The sequence below is a fragment of the Rhodoplanes sp. P11 genome (assembly GCF_964266735.1).
Lineage (GTDB): Bacteria > Pseudomonadota > Alphaproteobacteria > Rhizobiales > Xanthobacteraceae > Rhodoplanes > Rhodoplanes serenus.
Genome location: NZ_CAXWGY010000001.1, coordinates 212,889 through 225,404, shown reverse-complemented (window position 1 = coordinate 225,404; position 12,516 = coordinate 212,889). Strand labels below are relative to the sequence as shown.

Genomic DNA, 12,516 nt, shown 5'->3' with positions numbered 1-12,516 from the left:
ACGCACGGCTCAAAAGTCCTTCAGCAGGCGCTCGATGTAGTCGAGCTCGAGCTGCGGCCGCAGCGGGTCGGCGAAGCGGCGGCGCAGCTCCTCCAGGATACGGCGGGCGCGCTGCACGTCGATCTCGCCCGGCACCTTGACGGTGGAATCGTCGCCGTAATCGCGGCCGCGCAGCGGCCGGCCGAGCGGGTCGGTGTCCTGCTGGGCGCGCGGCTGGCCCATGCGGCCCGGCTGGCCGGGGCCGGGACCCTGGCCCATCTGCTGCTGGAGCTGCTGGGCGAGGCCCTGGGCGCCCTTGCGCAGGGCATCCAGGGCGCGGCCCTGGCTGTCGACGGCGCCGTCGGGGTTGCCCTGGCCGAGCTCGCCGGCGGCGTCACCCATCGATTCGTCGGCGCGGCCCAGCGTCTCGCCCTCGCCGGGCTGGCCGTCCTGCGGCTGGCCGAGGCCGCGCTGGCGGAGCTGGTCCATCAGCCGCTTGAGCTGGTCGCGCAGGCCCTGTTGGTTCTGCTGGAGCTGGCTGTAGTCGCTCGGGTCGCCCTGGCCCGGCTCGCCCCGCTGCTGTCCGCGCTGGCCCCGCTGCCCACGTTGGCCGCGCTGGTCCTGGCCCTGCTGGAAGGTGCGGTCGCGGAGCTGCTGCTGGCGGCGGATCATGTCGCCCAGCTCGTCGAGCGCCGACATCAGGTCGTCGTCGCCGTCGCCCTGCTGGCCGGGCCGCGCCATCTGGAGATTGTCCATCATGGACTGGAGCTGATCGAGCAGCGCGCGGGCGGCGTCGCGGGCGCCCTGGCGGGCGAGCTGCTCCAGCCGGTCGAGCATCGACTGGAGATCCTGCGAGCGGAGCTGGCGGGCGTTGGGATCGAGCGGCCGCGCCATCTGCGGGTTCTTGCGCAGCTCCTCGGCGAGCGCCTGCATGAACTGCTGCATGGCGGCCCGCAGCTCCTCCATCAGCTTCTTGATCTCCTCCTCGCTGGCGCCGCGCTCCAGGGCCTGGCGCAGCGCCTCCTGGGCGTTGCGCAGCCGCGCCTCGGCGTCGGCCACGTTGCCGTCCTCGAGCTGGGTGGCGAGCGCCCACAGCTCGTGGACCACCTCGCGCAGATCCGCGTCGGACTTGGCCCGCACCAGGCTCCAGTACACCGAGCGCAGGCCCAGATAGGCGCCGGTCTCCGGCGTGAAGCGCTCCGGCGCGATGGCGAGCGCATCGAGCGCCACCGCGACGGTGTCGCGGGAGTCGGCGTCGAGCGCCAAGTTGCGGCGCTGTTCGATCAGGGCGCGGGGGAGCGGCTTGACGAACAGCCGCTCCGGCAGCCGCAGCTCCACCGGGGCGCTGCGGCCCTCGTTGTCGGCCTCGTCGCGCGCCGTCAGGGTCAGCACCACCTCGGCGCCCGCCCACGGGCTCTCGGTCAGGTCCTTGCTGGTCTGGCCGACGCCGTTGCGGGTGCGGGCTTGCGGCAGCGACAGCGCGAAGTCGGGGGGATCGAACAGCGGCCGGGCGGCGGCGCCGGGCTTGGCCGCGAAGGTGGCGCGGGCGGCGACGACGCCATAGTCGTCCTCGACCTTGTAGGCGAGCTGGAGGGCGCCGCGCGCCTGCGGCTCGGGCTCCTTGGCGAAGGCGATGACCGGCACGCGGTCCGGCGTCGCGACGAAGCTCCAGGCGAGGTCCTGGCCGAGCCCGCGCACCGTGGCGCTGCCGCGCTCGCGGATGACGAAGCGCCGCTCCTCGGCACCGGCTGGCGGACGTGCCGCGGCGTCGGGGGCCGCCTCGGCGAGGCCGCCGGCGGTGGAGACCTCCAGGCCGGTCTTGCCGCTCGACCGGATGACCAGGACGCTGCCGGCCGGCACCGTGACAGCCGAGAGCGCTCCGGGCTGCGCCGCCGGCTCGCCGGGCCGCAGGCCCGGCAGGATGACCGGCGGCCGCCCCGTGTAGACGGGCGGCGACACCCAGGCGTCGAGCCGGAAGTTGCTGGGCAGCGCCGTGCCCTGCCAGTCGAACGCCGCGGCGATCCGCCGCATGCGGTCACCGCCGGCCGACACGAAGGAGACGGCGACCAGCAGCAGCACCAGCATGCGCAGCGCCCACGGGTCGCGCCGCATCAGGCGAGGGGCGGGGAACCCGACCCGCAGGGCGCGGGCGGCGGCCAGCGAGCGCTCCAGATGGGCGTGCCAGAGGGCGCGAGCCCAGGGGTCTTCGGCCGGAGTCGCCAGGGTGTCGGAGGCGGCCGTGGCGGGGCGGTGCAGGAGGCCGGACTCGCGGTCGAGCCGGGCGAGGCCGGTGGTCGCGGAGGGGAAGCGGAGGCGGGCCAGCGGCACCAGGGCGGCGATCAGCAGCGCCGCGAAGCCGGCCAGGCCGACGGCGCGGCCGAGCGGCGGCAGCCACAGCCACAGCCCGAGCCAGGAGGCGGCGAGGAAGGCCCCGGTGACGGTCGCGATCGCCGCGAGGGCGGGCCACAGCCCCTCCCAGAACACCGTCCAGCGGGCCCGCTCGAGTGCCGGGCCGAGCACGGCGGCGGGCTCGTGCGGCGCAGCCGCACGGTCGGGGGCGGGGGGGTGCTCGCTCAAGCGGCTCTCCGGAGTGCGGCCTTATCGCTCATCCCTAGAGCGAAATCCGATCCAACCGGATCGTGCTCCGCTCTAGACGTCCTGGCGTGATCGCATTGTCGACGGCGAACCGGCATCCACTTCGCCGGACAATGCTTTAACACGCGAACCCCCATGCTGGCAGGCACGCGCGGCCGAAATGCGTCGCCTCACGGCATTGTCAGCGGCGCCTCGGACAGGGGTCAAGCCGGGTCGCAGGGGGGAAAGGCGGGTTGTCATGCCGTCTCGGTGATGTAGGCGGCTGTGAGCTGCGCCAGGTCGCCGAACGTCAGCTCGTCCGGGGCGAGAGCCCGTCCACGGCAGATGGCCGGTAGTCTCACGAGGAACGTGTCGAATTCGGCCGCGATCGCGCGGCCGCCCGGCACTTTCGGATCGTTGCTCTGATCGCGCAGCCAGCCGGCCAGCTTGCCGATCAAGGTCCGGTGGTCGTCGCCATGGGCGTGGATGTCCTGCCCGGCGATGTCCGAGATGAACTTTTGATAGCGGTACTGCTCGGTATCGAAGATGGCACAGCGCTTGGACGCCTGGCCGGACCCGAACTTCTTGGCACCGATGAAGAGGCCCAGTTCGAGAGGCATGTTGAAACGGGGCAGCCGGCTCTTCCGATCCAGCGCGGTTCGGGAAATGTCATGCACGCCGTAGCGGGACTCGGCGATAATCTTGCAGATCTTCTCGAGGCGGTTCTCCGACCCGTCGTCGACCTCGAGCGCACAGCGGGGCTGGAAGCCCGATCGCTTCACCGTGAAGACGATCGCCCGGAAAAAGACTTGGTATTGCGCGTCGAAAGGGCAGTTGATGAAGACATTCCGGTTGGAGGTGGCCATTCAGGCCCTCGACTATCTCTTTCCGAGAACATCGCGAATCGTCTTCCGGATCTCGTCCGACGTGAAATGAGTCGGCTCGACGGCGGGCCCCAGAATTGAGACGCCATCGCGGGTCCGGCCGACGATCTCGTAGGACTTCGAGAGGGGCTTCGGCTGGCTCGCCACCCGCTTCGCGGTTGCGTTCTTCGCCATCCTCGGCTTGGCCGCCGTGACCGCAACGCTGCGCTTCCCGCCTGCGCCGATCCGAGATGCCGTCGATGTGATCTTCTTCGCCATGGGGACAATATCGGCGATGTCGCCGCCCGTTTCAATTGCGGGTGCGACGTGTGGTTCTCACAACCACTCCGGCAGCCGGTCGCGCGCGATGATGTCGGCGACCTCCAGGCGCGGCCGCACCAGCGCCCAGCGGTCGCCGTCGACCAGCACCTCGGGGACGAGCGGGCGAGTGTTGTAGGTGCCGGCCTGCACGGCCCCGTAGGCGCCGGCCGACATCACCGCGATCAGATCACCGGCCTTGGGCTCGGGCATGGCGCGATCGAGGGCGAGGTAGTCGCCCGATTCGCACACCGGGCCGACCACGTCGGCGGTGAGCGTCGGGGTGCCGGGAGGCGGCTCGACCACCGGGCGCAGCGCGTGGAACGCCTCGTAGAGGGTGGGGCGCACCAGATCGTTCATGGCCGCATCGACGATCACGAAGGTCTTGGCCTCGCCCCGCTTCACGTAGAGCACCCGGGTGATCAGGACGCCGGCATTGCCGACCAGGAGTCGCCCGGGCTCGAACAAGAGCCGGCAGCCGAGATCGCGCACCGCCTGCTTCACCACGGCCGCATAGGCTTCGGGGTGGGGCGGCTCGTCGTCGTCGTCGCGATACGGGATGCCGAGCCCGCCGCCGAAATCGATGTGCGCGATGGCGTGGCCGTCGGCGCGCAGCGTCCGCACGAAGTCGGCGAGCAGCGCGAAGGCGTCGCGGAACGGCCCGAGATCGGTGATCTGGCTGCCGATATGCATGTCGACGCCGGCCACCCGGATGCCGGGCAGCGTGGCGGCGCGGGCGTAGACGTCGCGGGCCCGCGAGATCGGGATGCCGAACTTGTTCTCGGCCTTGCCGGTGGAGATCTTCTGATGGGTGCCGGCGTCGACGTCCGGATTGACCCGCAGCGACACGGCGGCGCGCCGGCCCTTGGCGGCGGCGATCTGCGACAGCAGCGCCAGCTCGGGCTCCGACTCGACGTTGACGCACAGGATGCCGGTGTCGACCGCCAGCGACAGCTCCGCGGCCGTCTTGCCGACCCCGGAGAACATGATCCTCTCGGGCGGGATGCCGGCCGCCAGCGCCCGCTGGAGCTCGCCGCCCGACACCACGTCGGCGCCGGCGCCGAGCTTGGCCAGGGTGCGGATCACCGCCTGGTTGGAGTTCGCCTTCATGGCGTAGCAGATCGTCGCCGGCACGTCGGCGAACGCTTCGGCGAACACCCGGTAGTGCCGCACCAGGGTGGCGGTGGAGTAGCAGTAGAACGGCGTGCCGACCGTCTCGGCGAGGCGGACGAGATCGACCCCCTCGGCGTGCATGACGCCGTCGCGGTGATGGAAGTGGTGCATGGACAGCCTCGGACAGCGCGCCGGCAGACACCCGCGGCGAAGCCGCGACGCGCCACACGGGTTAGAGCATTTTTCGGTGCGGTGAAACTGGGCAACCGGGGGCGCCGCGGCGCAGGCCGGCCGGGCGCGGCTGCCGGATCGGCTCAGCCCGTCAGTTCAGCAGGGCGTCGAGCGGGAAGGTGCGGTTGCGAGGAGGCGTCGCCGGCGGGGGCGGAGGCGGCTGCGTCGGGTTGAGGTCGGGGATGCCGCCGGAGGGAGTCCGCCAGCCCGAGGGGGCCGGCTGCTCGGCCGGGGTCGGCACCGCCTGGGCCGAGGGCGGCGGCTCCAGCGCGTTCTTGCGGCCGCAGCCCGCCAGGGCGAGCGTGCCGATCAGAGCCACGAGCGCCAGCATCCGAAATCCGCCCGTCCGCCTCACGCGCGCGCCTCCGTGATCCACCACAACCACTCCGCCGGAGTTCTTCTTCCCCGGATCTCCGAATCCACGCTGTCGCGGCGCTCGTTCCGGCCGGATGGCACGGCGCGCGTCGCGGATCGCCGGGACCGTAGCGCATCGGCGAGCGAAAATCGGGCCTTTTCGGGCCGGCAGCGCGTTTTTTCGGCCGACCGTGTGATCCTTGCATCAATGGCGTCGCGACCGCCGAAGTGGACGATCCGCTGCCCGTCTCTCTCGGAACCCCCTTGGCGACGGGCCGTTGTCCGGACGCGACCCCAACCATGCGGCAAAGTCTCGAGGAGGCAATACGATGCCATCGACGTCCAAGCTGTTTCGAGCCGGGCTTGTAGCCCTCGGCGTGACCGCCCTGGCCATGCCGGCGCTGGCCCAGACCGGCAACCCCAACAACCCGACCGGGACCGAGGTCCCGAACAACGTTCCGCCGAAGGGCAATATCGGCACCAGCGGCGACACCGGCGCGGCGGCGCGCGGCTCCGGCGGCGCCGTGGTGGCGCCGGTTCCCGGCACCACCGGGGCGGGCGGCGCCGGTGGTCCGGCGGCCCGCGATTCGGGTCCGGCGTTGGGCGATCCGCCGAGCCAGGTTCCACGCGCCGGCCCCAAGGGCAATATCGGCGGCAACTGACCCGAGTGGCGTGACAGCGCGGCTCGTCAGCCTGCGGAGACGAAAACCGGCGGTCCCTTGGGCCGCCGGTTTTTTCATGCAGAAGCGATGCCCCGGCTCAGCCGGCGGCGAGCCGCTCCAGCCAGGCGGTCGCCTGAGACCGCACATTGGCGGGTGCGGTGCCGCCGTAGCTGGCCCGGCTCTCCACCGCGGCATCGACCGTCAGCACGCCGAAGACCGCCTCCGTGATCCGAGGCTCCACCGCCTGCATGGCGGCGAGCGGCAGATCGGCAAGGTCGACGCCCGCCTTCTCGGCCGCCTGGACGATGCGGCCGGTGACGTGGTGGGCTTCGCGGAACGGCATCTTCAGCACCCGCACCAGCCAGTCGGCGAGATCGGTCGCGGTGGCGTAGCCGGCCCCGGCGGCGGCCCGCATGCGCTCCGTGTCGGGCGTCATGTCGCGGACCATGCCGGTCATCGCCACCAGCGACAGGTCGAGGGCGGCGAGCGCGTCCATGGCGCCCTCCTTGTCCTCCTGCATGTCCTTCTGGTAGGCGAGCGGCAGCCCCTTCATCACCATCAGCAGCGCGGTCAGCGCGCCGCAGATGCGGCCGGTCTTGGCCCGCACCAGCTCAGCCGCGTCCGGATTGCGCTTCTGCGGCATGATCGACGAGCCGGTGGTGAACTTGTCGGAGAGCTTGAGGAAGCCGACCAAGGGCGACGTCCAGATGACGATCTCCTCGGCGAAGCGCGACAGATGCATCGCCGTGATTGCCGCCGCCGACAGCGTCTCCAGCACGAAGTCGCGATCCGACACGGCGTCGAGCGAGTTGGCGGTCGGCCGTGCGAAGCCGAGCGCCGCGGCGGTCTTGTGGCGGTCGAGCGGGAACGAGGTGCCGGCGAGCGCCGCCGAGCCGAGCGGGCATTCGTTGAGGCGCGTGCGGGCGTCGGCGAGGCGGCCGCGGTCGCGCGCCGCCATCTCCACATAGGCGAGCAGGTGATGCCCGAAGGTGACGGGCTGCGCGGTTTGCAGGTGCGTGAAGCCCGGCATCACGGTGCCGGCATGGGCGAGCGCGGTCTCGGCCAGCGCCCGCTGATAGTCGGCGAGACGGCCATCGAGCCCGTCGATGGCGTCGCGCACCCACAGCTTGAAGTCGGTCGCCACCTGGTCGTTGCGCGAGCGCGCCGTGTGCAGGCGCCCGGCGGCCGGGCCGATCAGCACCGCGAGGCGGGACTCCACGTTCATGTGGATGTCTTCCAGGGCGCGGCTGAATTCGAAGGTCCCGGCCTCGATCTCGGCCAGCACGGCGTCGAGGCCGCGGCCGATCGCATCGGCGTCGGCGGCCGAAATGATGCCTTGATCGGCGAGCATGGCGGCGTGCGCCTTGCTGGCCGTGATGTCCTGCCGGTAGAGGCGCCGATCGAAGTCGATCGAGGCGTTGATCTCGGCCATGATGGCGTCGGGTCCGCTCTCGAACCGTCCGCCCCACATCGTGTTGCTCATCGCGAGTTCCTGTCGCCCATGGCCGAAAATCCGCACACCCAAACCACCACCGAGCCCGCCGGCGCCTCGTCCCCGGCTCCGGCCAGCGGCGGGCGGCGCCGGATCGTCCTCGCCGGGCTGGTGCTCGGCGCGGCGGCCGTGGCCGCCGCGGTCGTCGTCGGGGCGGTATACGGCGTCGGGGGTTTCGGGCGCAATGCGTCGCGCGCCGCCTGTGCGCCGGCGGTCGCGGCCGGGCAGCGGCTGGAGCCGCTGATGCGCGGCGAGCTGGCCGCCCTCAAGCCGGCACCGGAGCCACGCGCGCTGCGCGATCTCGCCTTCACGGACGGCAGCGGCGCGCCGCGTACCCTCGCCGACTGGCAGGGGCGGACCGTGCTGCTCAACCTGTGGGCCACCTGGTGCGTGCCCTGCCGCAAGGAGATGCCGGCGCTCGACGCGCTCCAGCGCCAGCTCGGCGGGCCGGGCTTCGAGGTGGTGGCCGTCAATGTCGATACTCGCAACCCGGAGAAGCCAGGCGCCTGGCTGAAGGAGGTGGGGATCGACGGCCTCGCCTACTACGCCGATGCGAGCGGAAAGATTTTGCGCGAGCTGGGCGCCTTCGGGCTGCCCGCCACGGTCCTGGTCGATCCCAACGGGTGCACCGTGGCGACGCTCGCCGGCCCGGCCGAATGGGCGAGCCCCGAGGCGGTGGCGCTGATCCGGGCGGCGCTGGCGAAGTGAGGAAAGGCGTCCGCTCCGTTGCGAGGACGCACGCATCATGCTCCGCTCATTCCCGCGCAAGCGGGAATCCAGCGGCTTCGAACGATCGCCGTGCCGCGCGGCTCCTGGGCCCCCGCTTCCGCGGGGACGAACGGGGGGAGAGGCCGGGTCCCCTTCGCCGGAACGGGCTCAGGCGGTGATGTCGAGCGCCGTGCCGACGCCGGCCGCCACGTTGGCGAGCCGGTTGGCGTTGTCGGCGGCGGCCTCCACCATCTTGGCGATGTTGGCCTCCTGCTCGGCGCCCATCTTCACCATCTTGGCGGCGGCCGCCATCTGGAGCTGGCTGGCCTGGAGGCCGACTGCCGCGCTCGCGATTGCCGAAGTGTCCATCGTTTCGCCTTCCCGATTCTCGGTTCGTCGTGCTGGCTCGGCCCCATCCCCCTGGAGCCGTCGGTTTCCCCCGTCAGATCCTCATGTCGAGCTGCGCCTTGGCGATCTTCGCTTTGAGCTCGGACTGGACGCGGATCGCGGCGCGGTTGGCGGCGATCTCGGCCATGCCGGTGCCGTAGTCGGCCGAAGCGTTGGCGAACACGATGCTGGACGAGGCGAGGCTGCTCTCGATCTGCTTGTTGAACGCCTGCTGCTTCGCGCGCCAGTTTGTCACCTGGGCGTAGCCCGACGGTGTCGACACCCAGTTGAAGCGCGACGAGACGATTCCCATGGCTCGGCTCCTGGCCGCGAGCCTAGGCACCGGCGCGTTAACGGTCCGTCAACGGGTCGCGGACTGGCGAGGGCCGCGGCGTCCGGTCGCGTTCAGCGGACCACGCCCGAGACGCAGCAGGGGCGTCGCCGCGGCGCCGGGATGCGCTCCTTGAGGTAGCAGCGCGGCACCGAGCCGGCATAGCCGGCGCGCAGGAACGTCCAGGCGCGGCAGCGGCTCTCGCCCTCGCAGGCGGCCTTGCACACCGGCCAAGCGGCGTCGGCGGCGAGGTCGATGCCGTGGAAGTCGCCGCCGGCGCGGTCGATGCCGATCTCGGCGCGGCCGTCGCGCGGCACGATCACGCCGGCGCCCTTGACCCCCGACACGCAGCAGGTGTCGGCGACGCGCGCCGTCACCTGCGCCTTCATGCGGCAGACGGCGCCCTGCTCGGCGGTCGGATACGAGAAGCTCCAGGCGCGGCAGCGGCTGTCGCGCTCGCAGCGGCTGGCGCAGATCGCCGGATCGGCGCTGCGCACCGGGAAGGTGGCGAAGTCGCTGCCCGGGCGGTCGAAGCCGATCTGTGCGGCGGCCGGGCCGCCGCTCACGGCGAGGAGCGCGAGAAGAAGGAGGGCGAGGAGGAACAGGCCGGCGCGGATCGACACCCTGGCTCGCGTCATCGTCCGATTCGCCTCGCGCTGGCGGCTGCGGGACCCGAGATGTACCGCAAAAGCCGGAGGCCGAACAGCGAGACCGGCCCGGCCGTCCGCGGCGGACCCTTAGGTCAGCGCCACCACGGTGGCGCCGAGCAGGCCGACGAGGTCGGCGGTCCTCATCTCCACCTGGAGGCCGCGGCGGCCGCCGTTGAGCACCACGGTCGGGTGGGTGAGCGCTTCTCGATCGATGAACACCCGCACCCGCTTCTTCTGGCCGAAGGGCGAGATGCCGCCGACGTGATAGCCGGTGATGCGCTCGGCCTCGGCGGGCGGCAGCATGGCGGCCTCCTTGGCGCCGGCCGCGGCGGCGAGCCGCTTGAGGCTCACCTCGCGATCGGACGGCACGACGACGCAGACGGTCTCGCGGCCGGCCCGCGCCATCAGGGTCTTGAGCACGCGGGCTGGATCGACGCCGAGCGCCTCGGCGGCCTGGAGGCCGATGCGGGCCGCGTCGGGATCGTAGTCGTACTCGTGCAGCGTGAAGGTGATGCCGGCTCGCTCGAGTGCCCGGGTGGCCGGGGTTCCCTTCGCCATGGCGGGTCCGTCGTCGGTTGGCGCGGGCGCCGCGCCTGCATGCTTCAGTAGGCGTATTCGTTGAACACCGGATCGACCGAGCCGCCCCAGCCGCCGTGGAACTTCGCCAGCAGCTCCTCGGCCGGCGTAGTGCCGCGCTCGGCGATCGCCTCCAGCGGCGTCAGATAGCGGGTCTCGTCGCGGCCGGCCCAATCCTCGCGGGCACGGCGCACCAGGCCGGCGCGCGCGATGGCGAGGCAGTCGCGGGCGAGGTCGAGCACGCTGCGGCCCCGGATGGTGGCCTTGAAGCCGAGCCGCGGCACCTGATCGCGCAGCGCCTGGCGCTCCTCCGCGGTCCAGTCCTTGACGAGGTCCCAGGCGGCATCGAGGCCGTCCGGATCGTAGAGCAGGCCGACCCAGAAGGCCGGCAGCGACGGCAGGCTGCGCCACGGCACCGCGTCGGAGCCGCGCATCTCCAGGTAACGCTTCAGGCGCACCTCGGGGAAGATGGTCGAGACGTGGTTGGCCCAGTCCGACAGGGTGGCGCGCTCGCCCGGCAGCGCCTCCAGCCGGCCGTCGAGCAGGTCGCGGAACGACTGCCCGGCGACGTCGATGTACTGCTCGCCGCGCTTGACGAAATACATCGGCACGTCGAGCGCGTAGTCGACCCAGCGCTCGAACCCCATGCCGGGCTCGAACGCCCATGGCAGCATGCCGGAGCGGTCGGCGTCGGTGTCGCGCCAGATCTCGGAGCGGAACGACAGGAAGCCGTTCGGCTTGCCCTCGGTGAACGGCGAGTTGGCGAACAGCGCGGTGCCGACCGGCTGGAGCGCCAGCGAGACGCGCAGCTTCTTGACCATGTCGGCTTCCGACGAGAAGTCGAGATTGGTCTGCACCGTGCAGGTCCGGTACATCATGTCGAGACCGAGCCGGCCGACCTTGGGCATGTAGCCCGTCATGATGCGGTAGCGGCCCTTGGGCATCACCGGCATCTCGCTGCGCGACCAGGTCGGCGCCATGCCGAGGCCGAGGAAGCCGATGCCGAGCGGTGCCGCCACCTCGCGGAGCTGGGCGAGATGCGCCTGAAGCTCCGAGCAGGTCTGATGGATGGTCTCGACCGGCGCCCCCGACAGCTCGAACTGGCCGCCGGGCTCCAGCGAGATCGCCCCGCCATGGGTCACGTCGACGAGGCCGATGATGTGGCCCGCCTCCATGATCGGCTCCCAGCCGAGGATCATCTGCATGCCTTCGAGCAGGGCGCGGATGCCGCGCGGTCCCTCGTAGGGCAGAGGCTCGTGGCGGGCCAAGGTGAAGGGGAATTTCTCGTGCTCGGTGCCGATGCGGAACTTGCTGGGCGGCTTGGCGCCCGCCTCGAACCACGCGACGAGGTCGTCGCGCGACTGGAGCGGCGTCATATCGATCACGTCACGAGCCATGGAACGTCCTGGTGGGCGGAGGCGCGGCGACCTTACACACCCATGACGAAAGAGCAACGTGCCGGCTCTGCGCCCATTTTCCGGGTTGCGCCGGGGCCGGCGGGATGTCCGGCGGAACCGGCGGGGGGGCCGCCACCCGCACCGCCGCGGCCCCCCGGCCACGGCCCGAACCCTTCGTCTCCACGGGAGAATTCAGTCCGGCCCAAAGTTGTGCTAGAGCATTTTCCGGCGAAGTGGACTCCGGTTCGCCGTCGAAAATGCGATCATGCAAGGACTTCTGGAGCGGGGTCCGATCCAGTTGGATCGGGTTCCGCTCTCGACCCGTCCGGCGGCCGGGTCGAGCGTCGGCGGCGGATCGCGGAGCCGAGGAAGCGGAGCCCCGAGCGGAGCGGCGAAGCAACGTGAAGCGTGCGACATCAGTCCGGCGTGGGACCGGGGTTCCGGTGATCGGGAGGACGCGCCCCCATGGGCGGCTCCGGTTCGGGGCACCCCTCCGCGTGGCGCTGACCCTTGGGCTCATGTCCTTCGGGGCGCTGCTCGGCGGCTGTGCCCAGAATCTCGACCTCGGCATTCTCTATGCGGCGCCGGGCAAGTACGACTATCTGCGCTGCCCCGATCTGCCCGGCCGGCTCGCCGGCGCCATGGCCCGCGAGAAGCAGCTCAACGATCTCATCGCCCGCGCCAACCAGGACCCCGCCGGTCCGGCGATCAGCGCGGCCGCCTACTCGGCCGATCTGGCCCAGGCACGCGCCGACCAGAAGATGCTGCGCCAGGCCGCCGTCGACAAAGGCTGCGGCCCGATCGAGCCCGGTGCACCGCCGCCGCCGGCTGCGCCGCCCGGCCCGCCCGCTGCACCGGCCCGGTGAGGGTGGCAGAGGACG

At 71.7% G+C, this 12,516-nt stretch carries 14 protein-coding genes; 3 read left to right on the top strand and 11 right to left on the bottom strand.

Features of this window, described 5'->3' with window-relative positions; genetic code table 11:
* Positions 1-9: 9 nt before the first annotated feature.
* The 5 genes from ACFQUV_RS01065 to ACFQUV_RS01045 all read right to left on the bottom strand — a co-directional run bounded on the left by ACFQUV_RS01065 (position 10) and on the right by ACFQUV_RS01045 (position 5,409).
* Positions 10-2,556, bottom strand: coding sequence for a TIGR02302 family protein (locus tag ACFQUV_RS01065; protein WP_129610639.1), 2,547 nt, complete (start codon positions 2,554-2,556; stop codon positions 10-12).
* A 254-nt stretch (positions 2,557-2,810) separates the two neighbouring features.
* On the bottom strand, positions 2,811-3,419 hold the full coding sequence (locus ACFQUV_RS01060; RefSeq protein ID WP_129610638.1) for a hypothetical protein: 609 nt from the start codon (positions 3,417-3,419) through the stop codon (positions 2,811-2,813).
* 12 nt (positions 3,420-3,431) lie between these two features.
* Entirely contained in the window at positions 3,432-3,695 is a 264-nt protein-coding gene (locus ACFQUV_RS01055) for a hypothetical protein (RefSeq protein ID WP_129610637.1), read from the bottom strand.
* Between the two features lie 57 nt (positions 3,696-3,752).
* On the bottom strand, positions 3,753-5,018 hold the full coding sequence (gene lysA, locus ACFQUV_RS01050) for a diaminopimelate decarboxylase (protein WP_129610636.1): 1,266 nt from the start codon (positions 5,016-5,018) through the stop codon (positions 3,753-3,755).
* 151 nt (positions 5,019-5,169) lie between these two features.
* Positions 5,170-5,409 (bottom strand): lipoprotein, encoded by a 240-nt coding sequence (locus ACFQUV_RS01045; RefSeq protein ID WP_129610635.1) that lies wholly within the window; start codon positions 5,407-5,409, stop codon positions 5,170-5,172.
* 352 nt (positions 5,410-5,761) lie between these two features.
* On the opposite strand from ACFQUV_RS01045, the gene ACFQUV_RS01040 reads away from it, so the two are divergent.
* Positions 5,762-6,094: a hypothetical protein gene (locus ACFQUV_RS01040; protein WP_129610634.1), complete on the top strand. Its 333-nt coding sequence runs from the start codon at positions 5,762-5,764 to the stop codon at positions 6,092-6,094.
* Positions 6,095-6,191: 97 nt separating this feature from the next.
* On the opposite strand, the gene argH is transcribed toward ACFQUV_RS01040, so the two are convergent.
* Positions 6,192-7,577, bottom strand: a complete 1,386-nt coding sequence (gene argH / locus ACFQUV_RS01035; RefSeq protein ID WP_129610633.1) for an argininosuccinate lyase — start codon at positions 7,575-7,577, stop codon at positions 6,192-6,194.
* Positions 7,578-7,595: 18 nt separating this feature from the next.
* Here argH and ACFQUV_RS01030 point away from each other — a divergent pair, with 18 nt between their 5' ends.
* Complete coding sequence (locus ACFQUV_RS01030) at positions 7,596-8,294, top strand: TlpA disulfide reductase family protein (protein WP_129610632.1); 699 nt, start codon at positions 7,596-7,598, stop codon at positions 8,292-8,294.
* 168 nt (positions 8,295-8,462) lie between these two features.
* On the opposite strand, the gene ACFQUV_RS01025 is transcribed toward ACFQUV_RS01030, so the two are convergent.
* The 5 genes from ACFQUV_RS01025 to ACFQUV_RS01005 form a co-directional block, all read right to left on the bottom strand.
* Entirely contained in the window at positions 8,463-8,663 is a 201-nt protein-coding gene (locus ACFQUV_RS01025; protein ID WP_129610631.1) for a hypothetical protein, read from the bottom strand.
* A 73-nt stretch (positions 8,664-8,736) separates the two neighbouring features.
* Positions 8,737-8,994, bottom strand: a complete 258-nt coding sequence (locus tag ACFQUV_RS01020) for a hypothetical protein (protein WP_129610630.1) — start codon at positions 8,992-8,994, stop codon at positions 8,737-8,739.
* Positions 8,995-9,086: 92 nt separating this feature from the next.
* Positions 9,087-9,650, bottom strand: a complete 564-nt coding sequence (locus ACFQUV_RS01015; protein WP_129610629.1) for a PAN domain-containing protein — start codon at positions 9,648-9,650, stop codon at positions 9,087-9,089.
* A 99-nt stretch (positions 9,651-9,749) separates the two neighbouring features.
* A complete protein-coding gene (gene ybaK, locus ACFQUV_RS01010) occupies positions 9,750-10,220 on the bottom strand; it encodes a Cys-tRNA(Pro) deacylase (protein ID WP_129610628.1) in 471 nt (156 codons plus the stop codon).
* A 44-nt stretch (positions 10,221-10,264) separates the two neighbouring features.
* Positions 10,265-11,635, bottom strand: a complete 1,371-nt coding sequence (locus ACFQUV_RS01005; RefSeq protein ID WP_129610627.1) for a glutamate--cysteine ligase — start codon at positions 11,633-11,635, stop codon at positions 10,265-10,267.
* A 497-nt stretch (positions 11,636-12,132) separates the two neighbouring features.
* Between ACFQUV_RS01005 and ACFQUV_RS01000 the strand changes: the two genes are divergently transcribed.
* Entirely contained in the window at positions 12,133-12,501 is a 369-nt protein-coding gene (locus tag ACFQUV_RS01000; protein WP_129610626.1) for a hypothetical protein, read from the top strand.
* The last annotated feature ends 15 nt before the right edge of the window (positions 12,502-12,516 follow it).